This window comes from Egibacter rhizosphaerae (assembly GCF_004322855.1).
Lineage (GTDB): Bacteria > Actinomycetota > Nitriliruptoria > Euzebyales > Egibacteraceae > Egibacter > Egibacter rhizosphaerae.
Window position 1 is genome coordinate 1,593,806 of the sequence record NZ_CP036402.1, and the last position, 24,344, is coordinate 1,618,149.

21 protein-coding genes and 1 tRNA gene are annotated in these 24,344 nt (G+C 70.4%); 13 read left to right on the plus strand and 9 right to left on the minus strand.

Going from position 1 to position 24,344, the window contains the following annotated elements; all coding sequences use genetic code 11:
• Positions 1-19: 19 nt before the first annotated feature.
• Positions 20-433: a PaaI family thioesterase gene (locus ER308_RS07415; protein WP_205745950.1), complete on the plus strand. Its 414-nt coding sequence runs from the start codon at positions 20-22 to the stop codon at positions 431-433.
• A 111-nt stretch (positions 434-544) separates the two neighbouring features.
• On the opposite strand, the gene ER308_RS07420 is transcribed toward ER308_RS07415, so the two are convergent.
• Positions 545-1,396, minus strand: a complete 852-nt coding sequence (locus tag ER308_RS07420) for a PaaX family transcriptional regulator (RefSeq protein ID WP_165491889.1) — start codon at positions 1,394-1,396, stop codon at positions 545-547.
• 286 nt (positions 1,397-1,682) lie between these two features.
• Between ER308_RS07420 and ER308_RS07425 the strand changes: the two genes are divergently transcribed.
• The 8 genes from ER308_RS07425 to ER308_RS07460 all read left to right on the plus strand — a co-directional run bounded on the left by ER308_RS07425 (position 1,683) and on the right by ER308_RS07460 (position 9,909).
• Complete coding sequence (locus ER308_RS07425; RefSeq protein WP_131154393.1) at positions 1,683-2,600, plus strand: SDR family oxidoreductase; 918 nt, start codon at positions 1,683-1,685, stop codon at positions 2,598-2,600.
• Positions 2,601-2,762: 162 nt separating this feature from the next.
• The gene (locus ER308_RS07430; protein ID WP_131154394.1) at positions 2,763-3,983 is read left to right on the plus strand and encodes a TRAP transporter substrate-binding protein; all 1,221 of its coding nucleotides are present in this window, start codon (positions 2,763-2,765) and stop codon (positions 3,981-3,983) included.
• A gap of 39 nt (positions 3,984-4,022) precedes the next feature.
• Positions 4,023-4,604, plus strand: coding sequence for a TRAP transporter small permease (locus tag ER308_RS07435; protein ID WP_131154395.1), 582 nt, complete (start codon positions 4,023-4,025; stop codon positions 4,602-4,604).
• A 1-nt stretch (position 4,605) separates the two neighbouring features.
• Positions 4,606-5,904, plus strand: a complete 1,299-nt coding sequence (locus ER308_RS07440) for a TRAP transporter large permease (RefSeq protein ID WP_131154396.1) — start codon at positions 4,606-4,608, stop codon at positions 5,902-5,904.
• A gap of 91 nt (positions 5,905-5,995) precedes the next feature.
• Positions 5,996-6,457 (plus strand): MaoC family dehydratase, encoded by a 462-nt coding sequence (locus ER308_RS07445; RefSeq protein ID WP_131154397.1) that lies wholly within the window; start codon positions 5,996-5,998, stop codon positions 6,455-6,457.
• Positions 6,458-6,494: 37 nt separating this feature from the next.
• Positions 6,495-7,370 carry an amidohydrolase family protein gene (locus ER308_RS07450; protein ID WP_131154398.1) on the plus strand — a complete coding sequence of 292 codons (876 nt, stop codon included), beginning with the start codon at positions 6,495-6,497 and terminating at the stop codon, positions 7,368-7,370.
• Between the two features lie 43 nt (positions 7,371-7,413).
• On the plus strand, positions 7,414-8,931 hold the full coding sequence (locus tag ER308_RS07455; protein WP_131154399.1) for an acyl-CoA synthetase: 1,518 nt from the start codon (positions 7,414-7,416) through the stop codon (positions 8,929-8,931).
• Positions 8,932-8,940: 9 nt separating this feature from the next.
• Positions 8,941-9,909: a hypothetical protein gene (locus ER308_RS07460; RefSeq protein WP_131154400.1), complete on the plus strand. Its 969-nt coding sequence runs from the start codon at positions 8,941-8,943 to the stop codon at positions 9,907-9,909.
• A gap of 49 nt (positions 9,910-9,958) precedes the next feature.
• Here the strand turns inward: ER308_RS07460 and ER308_RS07465 are convergent, their stop codons facing one another.
• A complete protein-coding gene (locus tag ER308_RS07465; protein WP_131154401.1) occupies positions 9,959-10,816 on the minus strand; it encodes a PAC2 family protein in 858 nt (285 codons plus the stop codon).
• Between the two features lie 43 nt (positions 10,817-10,859).
• The gene (locus ER308_RS07470) at positions 10,860-11,426 is read right to left on the minus strand and encodes a hypothetical protein (protein WP_131154402.1); all 567 of its coding nucleotides are present in this window, start codon (positions 11,424-11,426) and stop codon (positions 10,860-10,862) included.
• Positions 11,427-11,595: 169 nt separating this feature from the next.
• Here ER308_RS07470 and ER308_RS21455 point away from each other — a divergent pair.
• Positions 11,596-11,689, plus strand: a tRNA-Sec gene (locus ER308_RS21455).
• Between the two features lie 127 nt (positions 11,690-11,816).
• On the plus strand, positions 11,817-12,923 hold the full coding sequence (locus tag ER308_RS07475) for a hypothetical protein (protein WP_131154403.1): 1,107 nt from the start codon (positions 11,817-11,819) through the stop codon (positions 12,921-12,923).
• Between the two features lie 54 nt (positions 12,924-12,977).
• Here ER308_RS07475 and ER308_RS07480 read toward each other — a convergent pair whose 3' ends face one another.
• From ER308_RS07480 to ER308_RS07490, 3 genes are all read right to left on the minus strand, one after another.
• A complete protein-coding gene (locus tag ER308_RS07480) occupies positions 12,978-14,318 on the minus strand; it encodes a M20 family metallopeptidase (protein WP_131154404.1) in 1,341 nt (446 codons plus the stop codon).
• A gap of 145 nt (positions 14,319-14,463) precedes the next feature.
• A complete protein-coding gene (locus ER308_RS07485) occupies positions 14,464-15,078 on the minus strand; it encodes a TrmH family RNA methyltransferase (protein ID WP_131154405.1) in 615 nt (204 codons plus the stop codon).
• A gap of 4 nt (positions 15,079-15,082) precedes the next feature.
• On the minus strand, positions 15,083-15,850 hold the full coding sequence (locus ER308_RS07490) for an alpha/beta hydrolase family protein (protein WP_131154406.1): 768 nt from the start codon (positions 15,848-15,850) through the stop codon (positions 15,083-15,085).
• Between the two features lie 232 nt (positions 15,851-16,082).
• Between ER308_RS07490 and ER308_RS07495 the strand changes: the two genes are divergently transcribed.
• Positions 16,083-19,823, plus strand: a complete 3,741-nt coding sequence (locus tag ER308_RS07495) for a multifunctional oxoglutarate decarboxylase/oxoglutarate dehydrogenase thiamine pyrophosphate-binding subunit/dihydrolipoyllysine-residue succinyltransferase subunit (RefSeq protein WP_131154407.1) — start codon at positions 16,083-16,085, stop codon at positions 19,821-19,823.
• A gap of 60 nt (positions 19,824-19,883) precedes the next feature.
• Positions 19,884-20,312: a universal stress protein gene (locus ER308_RS07500; protein ID WP_131154408.1), complete on the plus strand. Its 429-nt coding sequence runs from the start codon at positions 19,884-19,886 to the stop codon at positions 20,310-20,312.
• A gap of 22 nt (positions 20,313-20,334) precedes the next feature.
• Here ER308_RS07500 and ER308_RS07505 read toward each other — a convergent pair whose 3' ends face one another.
• The 3 genes from ER308_RS07505 to ER308_RS07515 are packed head-to-tail and all read right to left on the minus strand — an operon-like array spanning position 20,335 to position 24,324.
• Positions 20,335-22,593: a TRAP transporter permease gene (locus tag ER308_RS07505; protein WP_131154409.1), complete on the minus strand. Its 2,259-nt coding sequence runs from the start codon at positions 22,591-22,593 to the stop codon at positions 20,335-20,337.
• Between the two features lie 8 nt (positions 22,594-22,601).
• Positions 22,602-23,186: a DUF1850 domain-containing protein gene (locus ER308_RS07510; RefSeq protein WP_131154410.1), complete on the minus strand. Its 585-nt coding sequence runs from the start codon at positions 23,184-23,186 to the stop codon at positions 22,602-22,604.
• Positions 23,179-24,324 (minus strand): TAXI family TRAP transporter solute-binding subunit, encoded by a 1,146-nt coding sequence (locus ER308_RS07515; protein ID WP_131154411.1) that lies wholly within the window; start codon positions 24,322-24,324, stop codon positions 23,179-23,181. The genes ER308_RS07510 and ER308_RS07515 overlap by 8 nt, the downstream gene beginning before the upstream one ends.
• Positions 24,325-24,344 lie beyond the last annotated feature (20 nt).

Genomic DNA, 24,344 nt, shown 5'->3' on the forward strand with positions numbered 1-24,344 from the left:
CGACCCCGAAGGAGTCCCCGTGGAGAGCCCGTTCGACGTCCTCATGGGCACCCGGTACGTCAGCGCCGATCCCGATCGCGCGGTGTGCGAACTCGAGGTCACCACGAAGCTGCACCAGCCGGGGGGCATCGTCCACGGGGGCGTGTACAGCGCGCTGGCGGAGGCCTGCGCGAGCAGTGGCGGCCTCGCCTGGCTGGCCGGCAACGGCATCGCGGTCGGCGTGAGCAACCACACCGATTTCATTCGTGCCGTCCGCGAGGGATCGTTGCGCGCCGAAGCCACCCCCTTGCAGCGCGGTCGCCGGCTCCAGCTCTGGCAGGTGGCGATCACCGAGGCGCAGGTGGGACTCGTCGCTCACGCCAAGGTGCGCCTGGCCAACGTTCGCGACACCCCGTCCACGCCCCCGACCTCCCCCGCAGAGGAGGCGGGCTGAGCCCCGCTCGCGAACGGTCAGGCGGGCTGCAACCGCACCGAAACCCGCAGCGTTCCCCGCTCGGGCCACTGCCGGCGACTCCGGACCGCGCCCTGGGCTGGCTGCCACGACCTAGGCGGAGGCGGTGGAGGCCGAACCGGACTCGTCGGCCGAACCGGCTACGAGCTCCTCGAAGCGTTCGCGCGCGGGCGCCTTCAACGCCTCGTACGCCTGCATGAACACCTCGTTAGCCTCCGCCCGCGGGAAGTGCTCGGGCAGGAACTGCGCGGGCAGATCCGGGTCGTCGCGGGCGATGCCGCGCCATTCGTCGACCATCTCGGTGCGACCGACCAACGCCTCCGCGGCGTCGATCCGGTCCCGCCCCGCCCGCTCGACCAGGGGGCGGAACCGCGACAGGAACGTCTCGTACCGCTCGGCGAGCGCGGCGAGGTCCCAGGCCTGCTCGAGGCGCTGGCTGCTGCCTTCCCGGAACGAGACGTCGCTGGTGCGCATCACCAGCACATCCGTGAGCCCCAGCTGGTCGAGCAGGTGCAGCACGTCGTCCGGGTCGGCGTGGGGCGAGACCCACACGGCGTCGTACAGGGGCGAGAAGGTCAACCACCGCAGACGGCTGCGCACCAGGTGACGCAGGTCCCGCTCCGCGTCGGGCACGGAGAAGATCACCACGGTCCAGCGCCCGTCCCACGACGCGCCGCGGCGCCCGAGACCGAAGATGCGCTGCGCCCCCCGCTCGAGCACGGCCACGGCCTCGGGCGTGAGGTCGTAGTAGGTGCGCCGGCCGTTGCGTGAGCGCTCCAGCAGACCGCGCCGGGCGAGGCGGGCCAGTGCGGCGCGAGCGTTGGCGGGCGCGATCCCGAACTCCCCCAGCAGCGACACGAGGGTGGCCGACGGGATCGGGGTTCCCGGTTCGCTCCAGTACTCCCCCAGCAGCGTGACCAGCAGCCGCTGCGACCGAGCGCGCACCCTCGGTTGCGGAGCTGCATCCGTCCCGACCGACACCGACATCCTCCTCCCGAGCGGACGCTCAGCACGGTCCGCGTTGGCCGCATGGTGCACGAGCCGATCCGGACCGGCGACCCGAGCACAGCACCTGCGGGCGGGCGGGTCAAGCCGCGCCCGGGACAGACCCCGCCACTGGCGACCCGTCGCAATGTGTTACATATTGCTTTCGACCGTGTCGACTTCGCATACTATCCGCTCGCCGTGGCCGTGGAACCGGTGCGGGCCGCACACAGTGACAGGAGCGACGATGAGTGATACCGACCTGGAGGGGCGCGCCATTCTCGTGACCGGCGCCGGCGGTGGCTTGGGCCGCAGTCACGCCCTGCTGCTCGCCGAGCGCGGCGCGCGCGTCCTCGTCAACGATCTCGGCGGCGACCTCGCTGGACAAGGTCAGGACCCCAGTGCGGCGGAGGCGGTCGCCGCGGAGATCACCGACGCGGGCGGCGAGGCGGAGGCCGACAACGGCTCGGTCGCGAGCGAGCAGGACGCCGTGGCGCTCGTGCAGCGCGCACTGGATCGGTTCGGACGCCTCGACGGCATCGTCAACAACGCCGGGATCCTGCGTGACCGGTCGTTCGCGAAGATGACGCGCGAGGAGTTCGACGCCGTCCTGGACGTGCACCTGCGGGGGACGTTCAACGTGACCAGCGCGGCGTGGCCGCACCTTCGGGAGCAGGCGTCCGGCGCGATCGTGAACACCACCTCGGGAGCGGGCCTCTTCGGCAACTTCGGGCAGGCCAACTACAGCGCGGCGAAGATGGGGATCGTCGGGTTGACGCGCACCCTCGCCATCGAGGGCGCCCGCTACGGCATCCGCGTGAACGCCGTCTCGCCGATCGCGACCTCGCGCATGACCGAGACGATCCTGTCGGAGGAGCAGCAGGAGCTGCTCGCCCCCGAGTACGTGTCGCCCGTCGTCGCCTACCTCCTCTCGGACGCCTGTCGCGAGACGGGCGCGATCGTCGCCGCCGGCGGCGGGCACGTGGCACGCGTCGCGGTCGCCCAGGGGGACGGCGTCCAGTTCGACCGCGTGCCCACGCCCGACGAGGTCGCCGACCACTGGGGCGACATCACGACGGTGAACGGCGGCGCGGAGTACCGGGGCACCGGCGCGGCCGAGCAGACCGAGCGCCTGTTCCGCCGACTCTCGCACCCGGCGGGCTAGTGCGCGCGCCGGTCGCTGGGCCGGCCAAAGCACGACAATCTCTTGACACGCGAAACGTGGTGACCATCTAATGTGTTCCCGCAGAATCGTTCGCGGGTGCAGGACTCGGCCACGAGTTGAGGGTGGTCGCGGTCGAGACCACGGTCCTTTGAAGGGAGCTCCATGACACGCATCATGAGCCGGTTCGCGAGAGGCCTCATCGCCGCGAGCGTGCTCGCGCTGCTGTTGGTGGCGTGCGAGGACGCCGAGGAGACGACCGACGACGAGCCCGAGGACGAAGCGGAGGCCGAACCCGACGAGGCGGCCGACGATGACGACGAGGCTGACGAAGCCGACGACGAAGACGAAGCCGACCACGAAGACGCCGAAGCCGACGACGAAGCCGACCACGAAGCCGACGAGGCCGACGAGGCCGACGACGTCGACTTCGGCGACGAGGTGACGCTGACCTTCGGTCACCCGTTCCCACCGACCGACCCGATCCAGGTGAACGTTTGGGAGCCCTGGGTCGAGGACGTCCGCGAGGCGACGGACGGGACCGTCGACGTCGAGATCCACGCCGGTGGGGCGCTGGCGGGCGGTGACGCGATCTACGAGAACGTGGTGGCCGGCGCCCAGGACATCGGATGGACCATGCCCGGCTACACGCCGGGACGCTTCCCCATCACGCAGATCATCGAGGCGCCGTTCGTGTTCGAGGACGCGGTCCAGGGCACCGAGGTCGCTCACGAGCTGTGGGACGAGTTCGACGCCTTCCGCGACGAGTACGACGACACCGAGGTGCTGGCGCTCTGGGCGATGGACACGGGTGACCTCTTCACCCGCGACGAACCGGTCGAGACGCTCGAGGACGTGGAGGGCCTGACGGTCCGCAGCCCCGCCCCCCTCCAGACAGACGCGCTGGAGGAGATGGGCGCCTCGGCCACCGGCATGCCGGGGCCCGAGATCTACGACTCGATCGAGCGCGGGGTGATCGACGGCTACAAGCTGGCGAACTCCGCGACACGGGTGTTCGACCTCGGCGACACGACCGACTACCGCACCGAGTGCAACTGCTACACCGGAGCCTTCGTCCTGGTGATGAGCCCCGCCGCGTGGGAGCAGCTGTCACCCGCGCAGCAGGACGCCATCGCCGATCTCACCGGCAACGACCTCGCGCTCGAGCTCGCCGAGGCGCACGCGGCGGCCGCCGCCGAGGTCGAGGAGGAGTACTGGCCCGAGCACGACGTCGAGGCGGTCGAGCTGTCCGACGACGAGTTCGACCGCTGGTTCGAGGCCGTGGATCCGGTGTTCCAGTCGTGGATCGAGGAACGCGAGGAGGAGGGAGTCCCCGGGACCGAGATGGCCGACCGCGTGTTCGAGCTCACGGGTCGAGGGGAGTGAGTCGGGTCCAGCGAGCAACGGGAGGCGGACAGCACCGGGATGGGTGACGACGCTACCGCGCAGGGCCGTCCTCCCCCCGAGGACGGCCCCGAGGTCGGCCCGGCGATGGAACGGCTCCAGGACGTCCACGGCGGACGCCTGGCACGCGGTCTGCGCCACGTGGATCGGGCGCTCCACGCGCTCGCCGGGGTGACGATGGTCGGTCTGCTGCTCTGGACCGTCGTCGACATCCTGGGGCGCTCGCTGTTCTCCATGCCCTTGCGGGGCACGGTGGAGCTCACCGAGCTCGCGGTCGTGATCCTGGTCTACCTCGGGCTCGCGCGAGTCGAGAACCAGGACTCGCACATCGCGGTCGACCTGCTCTTCGGCCGCCTCGGCACCCGGGGTCAGCTATTGCTGCGGGGACTGGCCGGCCTCCTGGGCGCGGGCATCATGGGCCTGCTCACGTGGCGGCTGTTCGTGTTCGCCGGCGACCTGGATGCGGGCGGCTACGCCACGGCCTCCTGGGGACTCCCCCTCTACCCCGTCGCGCTCGTCGGCGTGGTCGGCAGCACCGCCTTCGTGCTCGCGCTGCTGCTCAACGCCTACGTCGCACTGGCGGCGCTCGTGAAGCGGCGCTGAGTTGGATCCCGAGCTGGTCGGCCTGCTCGGCTTCGTGGCGATGCTGGTGCTCATCGCGCTCCGGGTCCCCGTGGCGCTCGCGATGATCGGTGTCGCCATCGCCGGCTACGGCTACATCGTCGGTCTCGACCCTGCGCTCGGGCGGCTCGGCTCGGACGCGTTCCGCGGCGCCTCGGTCTACAGCCTCTCGGTGATCCCGTTCTTCATCCTCATGGGGATGCTGCTCTCGAGCGCGGGACTCGGCTCCGACGTGTACCGCTCGCTCGATCGCGTGCTCTGGCGGATGCGTGGCGGATTGGCCGTCGCGACGATCGGGGCCTCGACGGCGTTCGCGTCGGTGAGCGGCTCGAGCGTCGCGTCCGCGTCCACGATGTCCCGCGTCGCCGTGCCCGAGATGCAGCGGTACGGGTACGACGACGGCATGTCCGCGGCCTCGGCGGCGGTCGGCGGCACCCTCGGTGCGCTGATTCCCCCGAGCGCCCTGCTCGTGCTGTACGGCGTCCTGACCCAGGAGCCGATCGGCCAGGTGCTGGTCGCGGGGTTCGTCCCGGGCGTCATGACCGCGCTCCTGTTGATGCTCACCGCCTACGCGTTGGTGCGCTGGCGGCCGGCCCTGGCGCCCACCGCCCGCGAGCGTCCCGACCTCGCGATCGGGCAGGCGGTCAAGCTCGTGTGGGCGGCCCCGACGATCTTCGCGATCAGCATGGGCGGGCTCTACTTCGGGATCTTCACACCGACCGAGTCGGGCGCCGCGGGCGCCTTCCTCGCGCTGGCCTACGGCCTGGTGACCCGGCGACTCGACCGCGGCCGCCTCGCCACCGCCGTCAACGAGACCATCAAGGTCTCGGCCCAGATCTTCCTGCTCATGATCGCGGGGCAGATGTTCGGCTTCTTCCTCGCCGTGACCCGGATCCCGATGTGGCTCGGCCGCACGGTCACCGAGATCGACCTCACGCCGTGGCTGATCGTCGCGCTCATCTTCCTCGTCTACTTCGCGCTCGGCGCGGTGATGGACGAGCTCGCGATCCTCGTGATCATGACCCCGATGATGTACCCGGTCATCATCGACCTCGGCTACGACGGGGTCTGGTTCGGCGTCCTGACGATCATGATGCTCCTGACCGGGCTGCTCACCCCACCGATCGGCCTGCTCACGTTCGTGGTGTCCGGGCTCACGAGGATCCCACTGGGCGACGTGTTCCGGGGCCTCACCCCGTTCTGGTTCACCCTCTGCCTCGCGATCGCGCTCGTGATCGCGTTCCCGGAGCTCGCGACCCGACTCCCCGAACTCATGCGTTGATGCAGGCGCGACGCCTCGTCAGCACGTCGCGCGACCCGACCCCGTGTCGCGCGACCACCGGAACCGAACCCGTTGGCAAGGAGGCACCCCGATGACCGAACCGACCATCGTCGAGGGCGCGGAGGGGCTCCGAGCCCTCGCCGGGACCCACGTGGGCTACACCGACTGGATCGAGGTGACCCAGGAGCAGGTCGACCGGTTCGCCGACGCGACCGGCGACCACCAGTGGATCCACGTCGACCCGGAGCGGGCTGCCGACGGACCGTTCGGCGGCACGATCGCGCACGGGTTCCTCACGCTGTCGATGATCCCGACGGTGCTCCCGCAGGTGCTGGATGTGCGCGGCTTCAGCTTCGGCGTGAACTACGGGCTCGACAAGGTGCGCTTCCCGTCGCCCGTGCCGGTCGGCAGCAAGGTGCGCGCGGGAGTGACCGTCGACGAGGTGTCGGACGTCGGCGGCGGGGTCCAGACGGCCTACACGGTCACGGTCGAGGTGGACGGCGCGGACAAGCCCGCGTGCGTGGCCCGGTTCCTGGAACGCCGGTTCCCGTGATGACGGCGGCGAAGGGACCGACCCACGGGAGGCCGCGATGACGCTCGACCTCGACGCGCTCCAGGCGATCGACGTGCACACCCATGCCGAGCTCTCGGCCGACGGACACCCGTCGCTGCCGGAGGAGCTGGAGGCGGGCAAGGCCAAGTTCTTCAAGGCCGGCGTGCCCCAGCCCACCGTCGACGAGATCGCCGGGTACTACCGGGAGCGCCGGATCGCGGCGGTCGTGTTCACCGTCGACGCGGAGGCCGCCACCGGGCACCCACCGATCCGCAACGAGGAGGTGGCCGAGGGGTGCGCGCGCCACAGCGACGTGCTCATCCCGTTCGCGAGCCTCGATCCCCACCGGGGCCGGGCCGCGGTGCACGCCGCCCGACGGCTGGTGCGCGACCACGGGGTCCGTGGTTTCAAGTTTCATCCCTCCCTGCAGGGCTTCTGGCCGACCGATCGGGCGTTCTATCCGCTGTACGAGGCCATCGAGGACCTCGGCGTGCCCGCGCTCTTCCACTCCGGCCAGACCGGGATCGGCGCGGGGCTGCCGGCCGGCGGCGGCATCCGCCTGAAGTACTCGAACCCGATGGAGCTCGACGAACTGGCGGTGGACTTCCCTGCGCTCACGATGATCTGCGCGCACCCCTCGGTCCCGTGGCAGGACGAGGCCCTGGCCGTGGCCATGCACAAGCCGAACGTCTTCATCGACCTCTCCGGCTGGTCGCCGAAGTACTTCCCCCCGCAGTTGGTCCGCCAGGCGAACTCGTTGCTCAAGCACAAGGTGCTGTTCGGCTCGGACTACCCGGTGATCACCCCCGACCGGTGGCTGGCGGACTTCGAGCAGTTGGAGCTCAAGGACGAGGTCCGTCCGCTCATACTGAAGGAGAACGCGGTCCGGGCACTCGGGCTCGTCGCGAGCTGACCCCGCAGCGACGACCGACATACGACGCACCCGAGGAGGGGCGATGCGCAACGAAGGGCTGGGATCGTGGCCGCACCGCCGAGCGCGGATCTCCGCGGAGGACACCGCCCTGATCCACGACGACCGCCACTGGTCGTACGGCGAGGTCCGGGAGCGGGTCTCCCGGCTCGCGGGGGGCCTGCACCGCGTCGGTGTCGCACGAGGGACCCGGGTCGCCTACCTGGGACCCAACCACCCCGCGTTCGTCGAGACGATGTTCGCCGCCGGGCAGCTGGGGGCGGTGTTCGTGCCCCTCAACTCCCGGTTGGCCGCGGCCGAGCTGGGGACGATCCTGCGCGACGCCGAGCCGGACGTCCTCGTGGTGGCGCCGGACCTCGCGGGCACGGCCGAGGACGCCCTGGCCGGGGCGCCGGTGCGGCATCGGTTCGTCGTGGGTGACCGGCCGGCCGCCTCGATGGAGGCGCTGGAACCGCTGATCGCGCAGTCCTCCCCCGGCGATGCCCCCGACGTGCCGGTGGTCCTCGACGACCTCGCCATGCTCATGTACACGTCCGGCACGACCGGCGAGCCCAAAGGGGTGGCCCTCACCCACGCCAACCTCACCTGGAACTGCTTCAACGTGCTCATCGACGTCGACGTCTCCCAGGACGAGGTCACCCTGGTCAGCGCTCCGCTGTTCCACACCGCCGCGCTGAACCAGACCTTCCTGCCGACGTTCGTCAAGGGCGGCACCAGCGTGCTCGTGTCCGCGTTCGATCCGGACGAGACCCTCGAGCTGATCGAACGACACCGGATCTCGTGGATGTTCGGGGTACCCGCGATGTTTCAGGCGCTGGCCCAGTCCCCGAAGTGGGAGTCCGCGGACCTGTCATCGATCCGAGCGGTGGAGGCCGGCGGCGCCCCCGTCCCCGAGGACCTGATCCGCACCTACCAGGCCCGCGGCATGACCTTCATGCAGGGCTACGGGATGACGGAGGCGGCACCGGGCGTCTCGTTCCTGCGGGCCAAGGACAGCCTCTCCAAGGTCGGCTCCGCCGGAGCGCCGTGCTTCTTCAGCGACGTCGACGTCGTGGATGACAACGGTTGCTCCGTGCCCGAGGGACGTCCGGGCGAGGTCGTGGTCCGCGGTCCGAACGTGATGCGCGGCTACTGGGGCAAGCCCGACGCCACCGCGGCCGTCATGTCCGACGACGGCTGGTTCCACTCGGGCGACTTGGCGGAGCGCGACGAGGACGGCTACCTCTACATCGTCGATCGCGTGAAGGACATGTTCATCTCGGGAGGGGAGAACATCTATCCCGCCGAGATCGAGAACGCCCTGCACGAGCATGCAGCGGTCGCCGACTGCGCGGTGATCGGCGTCCCCGACGAGCGGTGGGGCGAGACCGGCCGCGCGTTCGTGGTTCCCCACCATGGGCAGCACCTCACCGAGGAGGAGATGCGCGGCTTCCTCGAGCAGCGCCTCGCGCGCTACAAGATCCCCAAATCGCTCGTGCTCGTCGACGAACTGCCCCGCAGCGCCAGCGGCAAGCTGCTCAAGAAGGAACTGCGCACGGACTAGGCGTGCCCATTGACAATCGTGGTCGCATCGATGGTGTCCCATGGCGCGTGGCTACGTTCGCATGATCCATGGAGTCCGACCCCGAACGCAGGCAAGGCAGTGCGACCGATGATCCTTCGGGTACTTCTCCTTTGTGGCACCGTAGGCCTGTTGCAAGGTTGCCTGCCATCCGAGGGGGCGGACACCGCCCTTCTCTCGCCCGGCGAGGAAGGTTCCACGTCGACAGCCGACAGCGCAGCCGCGGAAGCGCTGGGGCCCGTCGATTCGAACTGGCCAGTGGAGATTGAGTACATACTCGGTGGCACGGTGCAGCCGGGCACGGAAGGGCGAGTGGAAAGCGTAACCCACGTGTTCCGGGCCGCCGCCTGGAACGACTGGTTCGACGCCCGCTACGACCGAGACGGCGGGTTGGTCTCCTGCACGCAGCGGACCCCTGACGCGCTACGCACGTCGATCCGGAGTTGCGCCGAAGGGTGGCAGATGACGCGCGACCATCCGCCCGAGGAACGTATCGCTCCCAATCCGTACCTGCGCCCCGCAGATCTCGACAGCGTTCGCGCCGCCCCCGACGAGGCGGTCGAGGCACAGGAGGCAGTCGCCGAACGCCTCGACATCAGCAAGGACGAACTGGTCTCCTCCGCGGAGGCGAGCATCATCGACTGCCGCCACGAGCAGTCGGCCTATTGCGGCGACAGCGATGGTGCGATCGACTTCGAGGTCGAGCAGGTCGCCCACGAAGGGAGCGGGATCATCCTTGAGTACCGCGAGACGGCCGACGGAATGCCGGTGAGCTATCTCGAGGTCGAGAATCTCAGAGTGCTGGACGAGGAGGAATGGTCTGACAGCGCCGAGACGCTGACGCACTCGGGGGCTAGCGCAACGGGTCCCGATCCTCCGCATTGCGCCCACCCGAACCTCTTGTCAGCGGTCCCATCTCCTGCCCGCCCCTTACGCGGAGTCGGCAGCATCTTACGATGACACGTTGCCGCATTCGCATGAACGTCTGAGCCAAGGAGGCCGCCAGACGTTACTCCTGCGAGCGCAGGAACCGTTCGATCTCGTCGGCGATGTCCTCACCGGACGGGATGTCGGTGTCGGCGTCGTCCGAATCCTGCAACTCCTCGAGGTTCTCCACGAGCTCGGCCGCCTCGTCGTGCTGGCTCACGGCCTCGTCGACCTGCTCGCGATGGAGCTTCGCCGCGGCTTCGAGCTCCTCGGTGTCGACCTCGGTGCCCAGCAGGTCGGCGACGATGCGCACCATCGCGAGCGCTCCGGGCGGATTCGGGCTCGCGGAGATGTAGTGCGGCACCTCTGCCCAGAATCCCAGCACGCCGATGTTCTGCTCCGCCAGGTCGGCCTGCAGCGCGGTGGCCGCACCGATCGGGCCGGTGTACCCCGAGACCGGCCGCGCCCCCTCCACCGGCCCATCGTCGACCGCGTTGCTGGCCTGCACGATCTCGATCGGACGCGTGTGCGGCGCCGCAGCGGGATACGCCGACAGCGTGACCACCCGGCTCACGTCGACCTGGGCACAGAGGCTCGCGACCGCGTCGACGAACGCGTGCCAGCGCATGTCGGGCTCCGGCCCGGTGAGCAGCAGCACGTCCCGGGGGCCGTCGAGCTGTGCGGCGTGCAGCCGGATCCGGGGCCACTCCACCCGGCGGACCTGGCCGCTGTCGACCACCACCGTCGGACGTCGCGCGCGGAAGTCGATGAGCTCGTCACCGTCGAGTTCCGCGACCGCTTCGGCCTGCCAGCGGTGACGCAGGAACGTGGACGCGTGCTCGCCCACGTCGCCCGCGTCGACGAAGCCGTCCAGGGCCACCAGCAGCACCGGGTCCCGCAGGGCCGGCAGGTCATCGAGCCATCTCAGCAGCTTGCTCATGTCTCCAAGGCTAGACGCGTCGGCCCACGAGCTGCCGAGGACCCTACGAGGACGAGTGCTTGGCGTCGGGACCCTCCTGCGTCGCCGCGGTCCCGCCGTCCCCCTGCGAGCCCACGTCACCGCGCCGCCACGGCTCGCCCGGGTGCGGACCGTTCGCGCTGCCGTCCCGTTGACCCTCGAGCGTGGTGGCAGGACCTGGCGGGCCGGTATCGAAGCCCTCCGCGGCCGCACCGCCCCAGATCGCGGTCGGCGTCTCGGCCTCCGGATCGGACGGGGAGCGCCGCTGCCTCCTCCCCCAGTCCCACGCGCGGCGGACCCACCGGGCGATCGCGCGCCCGGTCGCCTGCGAGGCGCGCAGCGCGGTCAGCACGATCGCGGCGACCAGCCCGTACACGAGCACCGCGACGAACGTCGTCAGCAGGAACTCGTCCTCGGCGAACATGCCCTCGAAGGGCGCCAGCAGGAACTCCGCGACCTCGCGCGTGAGCGCGACGAGCACGTTGTCCTCGTTCGCCTCGAGCAGGCGAAACAGCGTGTCGAAGCCCAGCACGCCGACGACCACGAGGAGGGCCGCGTTGACCCATCTCGCCACGCCGTCCCACTGGTTCATGCCTCCATCCTTCCCACGTGCCGGTGCGTCATCGCGGAGGACGTTGGCCGATTACGCTACCCGTCGAGCGGCCGGTCGTCGTCCCCGGCCCGGTGACGTCGTCGGCTCCGTCCCGATTCGGCACGCCAGGTCGCTGCCCGGAGCCGGTGGCTGCCGTAGCCTCTCGGGTGGAGGCGTAAGGGTTCCTGGTGGGCCCCGCGGTCTTCAACACCGACGAGGCCGACCCGAGTCGGCCTGGCGGGTTCGATTCCCGTCCGCCTCCGCGACCGTCCGACGACCGACCCGAACGACCGTGGTCGTGCTCGCCGTCGGCGTGCCCGGCGCCGCGGTACCGGGTCGGCACCGGTCCCGGCTGATCGATGGCCCGCTGTGAGACCAACCCTTGCCCTCGTGGGCGCTGCCGCGGTCGTCGGCCTCGCGGGCTGGCTGACCGCGCGGGCACACCGTGGACGCGCGGGCCTCGCCCTGTGGCGTCGCCCCCTGCCGCCTCGTGTGGCCCGCTGGGCTCGGGCTCCCGGCCCTCGCCGTGCCCTGCGGACGCTCGGTCTCGCGGGTCTGGCCGTCGCACTGGGAACGCTCCTCGTCGCCTCGGCCATGCCCGACAGGCTCACCGAGCCCGTCGGCCTCGTGCGTGCCGGCGTAATGGCGATCGGGCTCACCAGTCTCCTGGCCGGCCCCGTCGGCCGGTTGCTCAGCCCTTGGAGGCTCCTCCGGCCCCCGCTGCGCGCGCGGGATCCCGACCCGGCCGCGTCGACCGGGTCCAAGGGCTTGGGACCGGCGATCCCGACCACGCTGGCAGTCGCCGCGCTGCTGATCGCCGACCTGGACCCCGCACGGCTCGCGGCCGGGCTGGTCGGGTACGCGCTCCTCGTGACCGCGGCGGTCGCGGTGCGCGGCCCTGACTGGTGCGCGCGCGGCGAGGCGTTCGAGGTCGTGAGCGGCCTGCTGGCGAGGCTCGCGCCCGTCGGCCCCGACCGCGCCGCGCGTAACACGCTCGTCGGACGCAGTCCTCTGCTCGGGATCGTCCAGTCGGCACCGCGGCCGGGCCTGCGCGGCGTGCTGGCCGCATGGAGCGCGGGGCTGGCCGCGGCGGCCGCGAGCCGAGCGGACTGGTGGGGCGAGGCGGCGACCGCCGCGGGACTCGCCCCGGAAGGGCTCCCCGCGATCGCCTTACTCCTGCTCGCCGCGTTCGTGCTCGCGAGCGTCGTGATCCGGGCCGCCACACCCCGCGCGTTCCTCGCGGATGCGCTGGTGCCCGCGCTCGCGGGCTGGACGGTCGCGATCGGGCTCACCTCGCTCCCGGCCCCCGACCGCGTCCTGCTCGAGACGGTCGCGTGGAGCGCCGTGCTCGCGGGTCACCTGCTGAGCGTCAGCGCCGCGCACCGGATGACGACAGCGCGCTTCGACCTGCGGGCCGCGCGCGCCGTGCAGTTCCCGCTGCGGCTCGCGCTCATCGCCGGCGCGGCCGGCGCGGCCCCTGTCGTGGGGCCCGGCTGACCGACGGACCGGCGAGCGCGCGGCCGCGCGGGACGAGGATGCCTTCTGCGCGGATCAGTCCGGCGTGAGCGCCTCCTCGAGCTCGAGGCGGCCACCGGCCTCCTCGAACTCCTTCCAGAACGCCTCGCGGAGCCGCGGGTCGCCGAGCACGTCAGCCGCGGTCGCCGCGAGGCCGATCGCGCCGTCGATCACACCCGCGTCGGCACGCTCCGACGCGGCCCACCGCTGGAAGGCCGGCGTGTGGATCGTCACGTCGGGCGGGGCGATCGCGAGCGTCGGATGGATGGCGGGCACGCGCACCGACACGTTGCCGAGGTCGGTCGAGCCGGTCATCTCCGCGGGGACGACGCCGTGGGGCAGCACCCGGCGGTCGCGACCCCCGACGTTGACCGCGTAGCGTTCCGCGAGCGTCCGGTTGTGCCGCACCGGAAGGTAGACGGGGCACGGGTCCCAATCGAGCTCGAGCTGGGTCCCCGTGGCCAGCGCCGCGGCCTCGAAGATCTCGCGCGAGCGGCCGGCGAGCTCCGCGAGCGTCCGCACCTCCCTCGACCGCAGGTAGAACGTCGCGGCGGTCCGGTCGGGCACGATGTTCGCACGTTGGCCGCCCTCGGTGATGATCCCGTGCACCCGGTCGGTGGGCAGCAGGTGCTGGCGCAGCTGCGCGATCCCCTGGTAGGCCTGCACGACCGCGTCGAGGGCGTTGCGGCCGAGCCACGGCATCGCGGACGCGTGCGCGGGCAGGCCGTGGTACGTGACGCCGACCTGCCGTACGCCGATCCAGGGGTGCTCGGCGAGATCGACGCCCATGGGGTGCAGCATGATCGCGCAGTCGAGGTCGTCGAAGCCACCCGCGCGGGCGATGTACTCCTTGCCGCCGCCACCCTCCTCGGCGGGGCAGCCGATGAGGTCCACGGAGCCGCCCAACTCGTCCACGAACTCGGCCGCGGCGAGGAAGGCGCCGACCGCGGTCGCACAGATCACGTTGTGGCCACAGGCGTGGCCGATGCCCGGCAGCGCGTCGTACTCGGCCAGGATGGCGACCCGCGGGCGGCCGGTCCCGGCACGAGCGTGCACGGCGGTCTCCAGCCCGAAGGCGCCCACCTCGACGTCGTGACCCTCCGCGGCGAGGCACCGTGCGACCGAGCGGCTCGCCGCGTGCTCCTCGAAGGCGAGCTCGGGTTGAGCATGGATCGCGTGGGACAGCTCGACGAGGCTCGCGGTGCGTTCCCGGACCGCCTGGGCGATCCGGTCGTACCGTGCACCGCCGATCCCGTCATGCGGGGAGCGGACCGGCTGCGCCTGCCCCATCTGGCGCTCGATCGCGGCGAACCGCTCCTCGAGCAGTCCCTGGTAGGGCTGGGCCGGGGAGTCGTAGGGGCTGCGGCTGTGCTCCATGGCGCAAACCCTACCCGCCGGCGGCATCGTGACGGTGGGGCGTCAGGCCGAGGGTCGCTCCGCGCTGACGAGAGGCGGCCCCGCGGTGCGCCACCGGGTCGCCCCCGATCGGGCGAGCCCGGCTCCCCTCCGGTGGCAGTGAGGGTCAGCCGTGGCGTCGTACCCACTCGTACATCGCCACGGCGCTGGCGGCTCCCGCGTTGATCGACCGAGTGGAGCCCGCCTGGGGGATCGCGACCAGACCCTCGCAGGCGGCCACGGCTTCCCCGGACAGGCCCGGGCCCTCCTGGCCGAACAGCAGAACGCTCTCACGCGGCAGCTCGGCCGCGCGCAGATCGACCGCGCCGATCACGTTGTCCACTCCCACGACCGCGAGGCCGGCGGCAGCACTCCACTCCGCGAGCGCGCCCACGTCGGGATGGTGACGCACCTCCAGGTAGGCCTCGGTCTTCATCGCGCCCCGGCGGTTCCAGCGGCGTCGTCCCACGACGTGCACCGCACGCGCCGCGAAGGCGTTGGCGTTGCGCACGACCGCGCCGATGTTGAAGTCGTGCTGCCAGTTCTCGATCGCGACGTGGAACGGATGGGCCCGCGACGCGAGGTCGGCGCGGATCGCCTCGACGGTCCAGTAGCGGTAGCGGTCGGCCACGTTGCGGCGGTCGCCGTGCGCCAGCAGCTCCGGGTCGAGCCGCGGATCGTCCGGCCACGGCCCCGGATGTGGACCGACGCCGACCTCCCGCTGGGGTCCGAGCTCGGTCACCGACTCACAGTGTGCGCTCGAACCAGGCACGTACGCTGTCGAGGGCCTGCTCGGCGGAAGCGTGGCTCGACAGCAGGTGATCGGTCTCGAGCAGCGGCACGAACGACTTCGGCTGGCGAGCCGCCGCGAAGTTCGCCTCGCCCTCGTCGACGCCGACCACCTCGTCGTCGACCGCGTGCAGCACGAGCAACGGCCGCCCGAGGTGGCGGACGTGATCGCGCTGTCGATGCGCCTCGAGGTCGTCGAGGAACTCCTCGGCGATCGGGAACGGCCGGCCGGCGATCTCGACGACGGCCTCGCCCTTCCGGCGGATCGCGTCCTCGCGGTCGCTGAGCAGGTGCCGAACGTGCTCGGGGGTGCTGGGGGCACCGATCACGGCGACGGAGCGCACGGTCTTGAGCCGCTCGGAGGCCAGCAGGGCCGCGGCACCCCCCAGGCTGTGCCCGACGAGCCCGCACGGCCCGTATCCCCGTTCCAGCAGCGCCGCCGCGGCCCGAACGAGGTCGCCCACGTTGGTCGAGACCGTGGTCTCGCCGAACTCGCCCTCCGACTCCCCGAGGCCCGTGAAGTCGAACCGGAGCACCGCGTACCCCGCTTCCGCCAAGCCACGCGCCAGGCGGGTCATGGTGTGCAAGTCCTTCGAACAGGTGAAGCAGTGCGCGAGCACGATGCTGCCGCGGGGCGGCCCCTCGACCGCGTCCTCGGGGACGTGCAGCACGCCGGCCAGGCGATCCCCGGCCGAGCCGACGAACTCGAGTTCCTCGGTGCGCATCCGCAGTCCCTTCCCTGTCCGCACCCACGCTTCACGTCAACGACGATTCCGTCGGTGACGCGAAGCCCTAGTGTGCCCGCGACGGCCGCCGACGGGCGCACGCGCCTCGAGCTCCGCCCGAACCGGCAAAGCTGGAAGTTCGGGGAGGCTCCGAAGCCGGAGTCCCGATAGCATCGCAGGCGCGCGGCGACAACGCCGGGACAGAACGACGCAAGGTGCGGTGAACCACCCAATGACTGACCAGCGACAGTTCGGTACGAACTCCTGGATCGTCGACGAGCTCTACCGTGAGTACCTCGCCGATCCCGACGCCGTCGGAGAGTCGTGGAAGGAGTTCTTCGCCGACTACACGCCGGGGTGGGACCGCGACGCCGAGCGGGACGGCGCCCGCAACGGGCGGAACACGGCCGACGCTCCGGCCATCCGGGAGGAGCCCGCCCGCACCGCAGGCGACGAGGGCCCCGCCCCGTCTGCGGAGCAGCCGGGCGGACGCACCGGACCGGTGGGTACCGCGCCGAGCCCACCGGAGGACGCCCAACCCTTGCGCGGCGTGTCGGCCACCATCGCCGACAACATGCGGGAGAGCCTCGGGGTGCCGACCGCGACGTCGATCCGTGAGATCCCGGCGAAGCTGCTCGAGGTCAACCGGCGGATCCTCAACAACCAGATGCGCCGCACCCGCGGTGGCAAGGTGAGCTTCACGCACCTCATCGGCTGGGCGGTCGTCAAGGCGATGACCGAGGTCCCCGCGATGACGACGATCTACTACGAGGACGAGCACGGCAAGGCCCACTCCCGCCGACCGGATCGGCTCAACCTCGGCCTCGCGATGGACGTCGAGCGACGGGACGGCAGCCGCACCCTGCTCGTGCCCAACGTGAAGGACGCGGCGACACTCGACTTCGCCGGCTTCTATCACGCCTACGAGGAGGTCGTGCGGAAGGTCCGCACCAACGACCTCTCGCCGGAGTTGTTCGAGGGGACGACCGCGACGCTCACGAACCCGGGCACCGTCGGCACCGTCGGCAGCGTGCCGCGCCTCATGACCGGTCAGAGCGCCATCATCGGCGTCGGCGCCATCGACTACCCCGCGGAGTACCAGGGCGCCGACGAGCGCACGCTCGCCGAGGTCGGGGTCGGCAAGGTCATCACCCTCACCTCGACCTACGACCACCGCGTCGTGCAGGGCGCCGAGTCCGGACTCTTCCTGAAAGCGGTCCACGAGCTCCTGCTCGGCGAGCGGGACTTCTACGACGAGGTCTTCGAGAGCCTGCGCATCCCGTACGAGCCGGTGCGCTGGCGCACCGACGAGAACCCGCGCCTGCTCGACAGCTCGGGGGACACGCAGGCCGCCAAGCAGATCGCGGTGGGCCGCCTGATCAACATGTACCGGGTGCGGGGCCACCTCATCGCGAACCTCAACCCGCTGTACGACTCGTTCACCGAGGTCCACCCCGAGCTCGACCCGGTGACCTACGGCCTCACCATCTGGGACCTCGACCGCGAGTTCCTGACCGGCGGGCTCGGCGGCGGCCCGGAGACCGGTCGGCCGCGCAAGCTCTCCGACATCCTCGGGATCCTCCGCGACGCGTACTGCCGCACCATCGGTGTGGAGTACATGCACATCCAGGAGCCCTCGCAGAAGGCGTGGATCCAACAGCACGTCGAGGGCGCACGGATCGACCTCGACCACGACGAGCAGGTGCACATCCTCGAGCGCCTCAACGACGCGGAGGCCTTCGAGAAGTTCCTGCACACGAAGTACATCGGGCACAAGCGTTTCGGCCTCGAGGGAGCCGAGTCGGCGATCCCGATGCTCGACGTGCTCCTGTCCCAAGCCGCTGACGAGGGGATCGACGAGGCCGTGATGGGGATGGCCCACCGCGGGCGCCTCAACGTCCTCACCAACATCCTCGGCAAGGACTACAACAAGATCTTCCGCCAGTTCGAGGGCGACATCGATCCCGACAGCGTGCAGGGGTCCGGCGACGTCAAGTACCACGTCGGCACCCGCGGGCGGCACACCTCCCCCGAGGGGCACGTGATCGACGTCGCGTTGTCCTCCAACCCGAGCCATCTCGAAGCGGTCGACCCGGTCGTGACCGGGATGGCCCGGGCGCTGCTCGAACGCAAGGAGGCCACCGGCCTGCAGGGCGAGGGCGACGCCGCCGACCATCTGGGTGGCGTGCGGGTGCACCACGGCCAGGACCCCGACGACGGCACGTTCCCCGTGCTGCCGATCCTCCTCCACGGCGATGCCGCGTTCGCCGGCCAGGGCGTGGTCGCCGAGACGTTCGCGCTCAGCCAGCTCGACGGGTACGCGACCGGCGGCACGGTGCATCTCGTCATCAACAACCAGCTCGGCTTCACGACCGCGCCGCACCAGGGCCGCTCCAGCGAGTACGCGACCGATGTCGCGAAGATGGTCCAGGCGCCGATCTTCCACGTGAACGGAGACGACCCGGAGGCGTGCGTGCGGGTCATGAAGCTCGCCTTCGCGTTCCGGCAGGCGTTCGCGAAGGACGTCGTCGTCGACATGGTCTGCTACCGCCGCCACGGCCACAACGAGAGCGACGACCCCTCGTACACGCAGCCGATCATGTACGAGGCGATCGAGCAGCGCCGCAGCGTGCGCAAGATCTACACCGAGGAACTCGTCAACCGCGGCGACATCACCGCCGAGGAGGCCGAGGCGTCGATGGACGCCTTCCGCCAGCAGCTCGAGAGCGCCCTCAAGGAGACCCGTGCGTCCACGAGCGGCGCGCTCGAGGAGGCGGACGTCCCACCACCCGAGAGCCACGGGGTGTTGCCCTCGATCGAGACCGGTGTCAGCCGGGAGCAACTCGACCGGATCGTGCACGCGGTGACCTCGTGGCCGGACGGCTTCACCGTGCATCCCAAGCTCGGCCGCCAGCTCAAGAAGCGCCGCGACCTCCTCGAGAAGGACGCCATCGACTGGGCCATGGGGGAAGCCCTCGCGTTCGGCTCGCTGTGCCTGCAGCAGGTGCCGGTGCGCCTGGCCGGGCAGGACTCGGCACGCGGCACGTTCAGCCAGCGCCACGCGGTACTCGTCGACTACGAGGGCGGACCCGAACACATGCCGCTCGCGCGGCTCGATCCCGAACAGGCGCCGTTCGCCGTCTACGACTCGCCGCTATCGGAGTTCGCGGCGATGGGCTTCGAGTACGGCTACTCGGTCGTCCGCAAGGACGCCCTGGTGATGTGGGAGGCCCAGTTCGGTGACTTCATGAACGGCGGCCAGGTCATCATCGACCAGTTCATGGTGGCCGCGGAGGCCAAGTGGAATCAGACCTCCGGACTCGTGCTGCTCCTGCCGCACGGCTACGAGGGGCAGGGGCCCGAGCATTCCTCGGCCCGCATCGAGCGCTTCCTCACGCTCGCGGCGCACGACAACATCCAGGCGGCGCAGCCGACCACCGCCGCCCAATACTTCCACCTGCTGCGTCGCCAGGTCCTGCGCGAGATCCGCAAGCCGCTGATCGTCTTCACCCCGAAGGGGATGCTGCGGGCCAAGGACGCCCAGAGCCCGGCCGCCGCGTTCGAGCAAGGACACTTCCGCGAGGTCCTGCCCGACCGCGCCCCGCCGGAGCACGTGCGGCGGGTGCTGCTCTGCTCGGGCAAGCTCGCTCACCAGCTGATGAACGAGCGGGACGAACGGGAGGCTGCTGCGGCCGTCGTGCGCATCGAACAGCTCTACCCCTGGCCCGAGGACCAGATCCTCGAGGCCATCGAGGCCTTCCCGGACGCGAACGAGGTGTTTTTCGTTCAGGACGAGCCAGAGAACATGGGGCCTTGGCCATTCGCCCACCAGCGACTGCACAGGATCCTCCGTGACCGGTGGACGCTCAAGCACATCTCACGCCCCGAGAGCGCGAGCCCCGCGACGGGCAGTCCCGCGATCCACCAGATCGAGGAGCAGGAGCTGTTCGACGCGACGTTCGACGGGCTGTGAACCGATAGGGTGCGCGGTTAGCCCTGCCCCGGCAGGTCATCCGGATCGGGAGGAAGCGACGTGAGCATCGTGCTCGGATACGCCGAGTCCCCTCAAGGGCTGGCCGCTCTCGACGAGGCGGCCGCCGAGGCGCAGCTCCGGGACGCACGGCTGCACATCGTGCGCTACGTGGGCCACGACAGCGGGGACAGCCCCACGCGCCTGCGCGAGGAGCACGCGGAGGCCGAGGAGATCGAGAAGCGCCTCGAGGCTCTACGGGAACAGCTCGTCGAACGATCCGTGGAGGTTTCGGTAGAGGTGCGCCACGGACTGCGGCAGGGCGTCTCCGAGGCCCTGCTCGACACGGCCGACCGCGAAGGCGCGAAACTCGTCGTCATCGGGATGCGTCGCCGCTCTCCGGTGGGCAAGGTCGTGATGGGCAGCGTCGTCCAGGACGTCCTGCTCGGTGCCGACTGCCCGGTCCTGGCCGTGAAGGCGCCCGACTCGTAGCCGTCGACCCGACTCGGGACACCTACACCGCGGCCTTCTCCACGGCCCGGCGGGAGCGGCCGGTCCACCACTGCCAGACGAAGACCGCGGCGCCGACCCCCAGCCCGAGCCCGTCGGTGATCGGATCGCCGTACAACAGCGCCAACCCGACACCGATCATCAGCGCGCGTACGACGGGGTTGAGCTTGCGGTCCATGAAGCCGGCGACACCCGTCCCCAGGAAGAAGATGCCAGCAACTGCCGTGATGACCGCCAGGCTGCCGAAGGCCCACGTCCAATCCTGGAGCAACAGCTCGGGTGACAGGACGAACATGTACGGCACGAGGAATCCGCCGAGCGCTATTCGGACAGACTGCACCCCTGTCATGAACGGATTGCTCCTCGCGATACCCGACGCCGCGTAGGAAGCGAGCGACACCGGAGGGGTGATGTCGGCCATCACGCCGAAGTAATACACGAAGAAGTGCGCGGCGATCAGCGGGACGGGATCGAAGACGAGCAGCGCCGGTGCCGCGAGCGTCGCGGTGATCACGTAGTTCGCGGTCGTCGGCAACCCGATCCCGAGGATCAAGCACGCGATCATCGCGAAGATCATCGTGAAGATCAGCGTCTCGTTCGCGAGCTGCAGGATCCCGTCGGACAACCGGAGACCGAGGCCGGTGAGCGTGACCACGCCGGCGATGAGCCCGGCGGCGGCGCACGCCGCGATGACCGGCAGGGCGATGCGTGCCGCGTCCACCAGGCCGTCGAGCAGGGTGGTGATCGTCAGCCGGTCCTCGAGACTGCGCCATTTGTTGATCATCACCGCGATGACCTGCACCACGAGGTTGACGACCACGGTGGCGTACACCGCGTAGAGCGCGGAGGTCAGGGGCGTGAAGCCCATCGCGAGGATGATGAAGATGAAGATGATCGGGATGAGCAGGTAGCCCTTGGTGAACATGAGCCGAGGGACGTTCGGGAGTTGATCCCGCGGCAGGCCACGCACCCCCTGGCGCTTCGACTCGTAGTGGATCACCACGAACTGGGCGGTGAAGTAGAGGATCGCCGGGATGATCGCGGCCTGGATGATCTCGATGTAGGGGATGCCCGTGAACTCGATCATGATGAAGGCGGCGGCGCCCATGATCGGCGGGGCCAACTGGCCGCCCGTGGACGAGGAGGCCTCGATCGCACCCGCGAACTCGGCCTTGTAGCCGGCGCGCTTCATCATCGGGATCGTGAACGCGCCGTTGCCGACGGTGTTGGCCACTGAACTGCCCGTGATCGTCCCCGAGAACGCACTGGTCAGCACGCCCACCTTTCCGGGGCCCCCGGTCATCCAACCGGTCGCGCCGAACGCGAGTTGGGTGAAGAAGCGCTCCATTCCGGTGCGCTGCAACATCGACGCGAACACCATGAACATGAAGATGAACGTCGACGAGATCGCGATCGGCGTCCCGAAGATGCCCTCGCTGCCGAGGAAGGAGTTGGCGATGATCCGGTCGATCGTGTAGCCGCTGTGCTGGAAGAACCCCGGCAGGTGGGGCCCGAGGTAGGCGTACCCGAGCGCCGCCATGGAGACAGCGACCAGCGGCGTCCCGATGACCCGCTGGACGGCGACGAGCACCAACAGGGTGCCGAGCACCCCGAAGGCGATGTCGACCTCGGTCTCGATGCCCGCGCGGCGGGCGACCTCATCCCCGAAGAGGAACAGGTACATCCCGGAACTGAAGCCACCGACCGCCAGAACGAGGTCGGCGATGGGCATCCCGAGGATGTGCCAGGGCAGGTGACGGGCGATCTGGACGACCGCGAGCACCCCGACGGCGGGCAGCACCGCGTGGAGACCCGCCTCCTCGGTGGCCACGAGATAGCCGAGCACCGCCAAGCCCACGAGGGTGAGCACCCAACTGCGGCGCTTCTCCTTCGGGCCCGGGTGCTGCTTCGCCGGGTAGAGCAGGAAGATCAGCCCGAGCGCGCCCGCCAGGTGCAACGGGCGGTGCTGATGGGTCGGCAGCGTGCCCACGATCGCGGTGTAGACGTGAAAGAGCGTGTAACCGAGCGCCAGGAGGAAGATCGCCCATCGCCAGAAGGCGCGCATTTGGCTGCGCGTACCGGGCTGCGAGTCGGCGAAGCTCTGAGCCTCCAGCTGCTCCACGTGTTCCGAGAGGTCCTCGCTCTCGGCGTCGCCGCGATCGAGGTTCTCGGGTGTCTGGCCCCGCTGGGCGTGAGGGTCGTTCCAGCCGTCGCCACTGCCGGCTGCGCCCGGCTCCGCGCTCCGCTTGGAATCCTCGCCCATGGCGTCCCTCACTGACCCGACACGTCGTCGCCCGCCAGGACCTCGACGTGCGCTCCGGGTTCGACCAGGTCGAGGAATCGGACCTCCTCGCCGTCCGCGAACTCGATGGTGTGGTCGACGTCCGCGCTTCCCGCCACTACCAGCAGCGATCCGAGAGGACGGCTGTCGTGCACCACCCGGTAGGCCCCGTCCTCAGCGATGAACTCGGTCATCTCGCCGTCGATCTCCTCGGGGCCGGCCGGTAGATTCGCGCCGAACTCGTCGAACCACAACTCCTCGATCGCCACGGTGTCGCGGTCCAGCACCGAGAAGGTCTCGTAGACCATGCGCCGCGTCACCGAGTGCCGGTGCTCGAGCCGGAACTCCTCGCCCACCCGGACCTCGCGCTCGTGCACCGTCTCGTCGTCTCCTCGATCGACGATCTGCAGGGTTGTGGCCCCCGATGCTTGCAGGCCGAGCACGGCCACCCCGACGGACAGAGCGACCAGTCCGGCGCCGGCCGCGAACAGCCACCGGCGCCGGGGCCGAGGGTTCACGGGCGGCGCAGCGAACGGATCCGGCTGCGCCGCCCGTGAGGCCCGAGGGTCAGTCAAGCGCGTCCTGCTCCTCGTAGTAGGCCTCCGCGCCGGGGTGAAGCGGGATGCCCCCCTCACCGTCGACCGCGGTGTCGATCTGGATCTGCTCACCGACGGCGTGAGCCTCGGCGATCTGTTCGCGCTCGTCGTACAGCACGCGGGTGAGGTCATAGACGAGGTCCTCGTCCATGTCCGACGGGGCGTACATGGTCGCCCAGTTGGTGACGAAGGTGGCCGGCTCCTCCTGGTCCGGGTACGTCTCGGGCTCGACCTCGAGCGTCGAGAGGGTCGGGTCGGCATCGAGCGCCGCGTCGAGCGGATCGCCCTCGATGCTGACGAGGTTGAGGTCGGTCGCGGTCGCGGCCTCCTCGATGCTCGCGGCGGGCAGGGCGAGGATCGCGAAGGCGGCGTCGATCTGGCCGTCGCGAAGGTTGTCGGCGGCGTCGCCGAACGTGTCGCCGAACGCCTCGATGTCGTCCTCGGGGTCGATGTCGTGGAACTCGAGGAGGTCGCGGGCGAGCACCTCGGTGCCGCTGCCCGGAGGACCGAGGTCCACGCGCTGGCCCTCCATGTCCGCGATCGTCTCGATTCCGGAGTCCTCGCGGGCGACGACCTGCATGACCTCGCCGTAAACGTTGCCGACGATGTTGAAGTCGTGGTCCTCGCCCTCGAACTCGCCCTCGCCGGCGTACGCATCCGCAGCCACACCGTTGACCGCCATGCCGACGTCGAGCTCACCGGCGGTGATCAGCCGCGCGTTCTCCACCGAAGCGCCGGTGGCCTGGGTGCTCACGTTGACGCCGTCGATCTCGGTGCTCCACACGCCGGCGATGGCGCCGCCCAGCGGGTAGTAGGTGCCGCCGGTGGAGCCGGTGCCGAGCGTGAGGTGCGCCTCGTCGGCGGCGGGCTCCTCGTCGTCCGGCTCCTCGTCGTCCGGCTCCTCGTCGTCCGGCTCGTCGTCGTCCGGCTCGTCGTCGTCCGGTTCGTCGTCGTCCGGTTCGTCGTCGTCCGGCTCGTCGGGTTCCTCGTCCGGTTCGTCATCGACGTCGGCCACGTCCTCGTCGGCCTCCTCGCAGGCCGCGAGTGTCAGTGCGACGATGGCCAGCAGCGCGATGAGCATCGCGAGCGTGCGCCCTCTTACGCGGTGTGTCGTCATCTGCCTTCTCCTTGTCTCGG

What these genes read in the sequence shown, in the direction of transcription:
- ER308_RS07425 (WP_131154393.1), top strand. Translation starts at nt 1,683, where the DNA reads ATGAGTGATACCGACCTGGAGGGGCGCGCCATTCTCGTGACCGGCGCC.
- ER308_RS07430 (WP_131154394.1), top strand. Translation starts at nt 2,763, where the DNA reads ATGACACGCATCATGAGCCGGTTCGCGAGAGGCCTCATCGCCGCGAGC.
- ER308_RS07435 (WP_131154395.1), top strand. Translation starts at nt 4,023, where the DNA reads ATGGGTGACGACGCTACCGCGCAGGGCCGTCCTCCCCCCGAGGACGGC.
- ER308_RS07445 (WP_131154397.1), top strand. Translation starts at nt 5,996, where the DNA reads ATGACCGAACCGACCATCGTCGAGGGCGCGGAGGGGCTCCGAGCCCTC.
- ER308_RS07450 (WP_131154398.1), top strand. Translation starts at nt 6,495, where the DNA reads ATGACGCTCGACCTCGACGCGCTCCAGGCGATCGACGTGCACACCCAT.
- ER308_RS07455 (WP_131154399.1), top strand. Translation starts at nt 7,414, where the DNA reads ATGCGCAACGAAGGGCTGGGATCGTGGCCGCACCGCCGAGCGCGGATC.
- ER308_RS07465 (WP_131154401.1), bottom strand. Translation starts at nt 10,816, where the DNA reads ATGAGCAAGCTGCTGAGATGGCTCGATGACCTGCCGGCCCTGCGGGAC.
- ER308_RS07470 (WP_131154402.1), bottom strand. Translation starts at nt 11,426, where the DNA reads ATGAACCAGTGGGACGGCGTGGCGAGATGGGTCAACGCGGCCCTCCTC.
- ER308_RS07480 (WP_131154404.1), bottom strand. Translation starts at nt 14,318, where the DNA reads ATGGAGCACAGCCGCAGCCCCTACGACTCCCCGGCCCAGCCCTACCAG.
- ER308_RS07490 (WP_131154406.1), bottom strand. Translation starts at nt 15,850, where the DNA reads ATGCGCACCGAGGAACTCGAGTTCGTCGGCTCGGCCGGGGATCGCCTG.
- ER308_RS07495 (WP_131154407.1), top strand. Translation starts at nt 16,083, where the DNA reads ATGACTGACCAGCGACAGTTCGGTACGAACTCCTGGATCGTCGACGAG.
- ER308_RS07505 (WP_131154409.1), bottom strand. Translation starts at nt 22,593, where the DNA reads ATGGGCGAGGATTCCAAGCGGAGCGCGGAGCCGGGCGCAGCCGGCAGT.
- ER308_RS07515 (WP_131154411.1), bottom strand. Translation starts at nt 24,324, where the DNA reads ATGACGACACACCGCGTAAGAGGGCGCACGCTCGCGATGCTCATCGCG.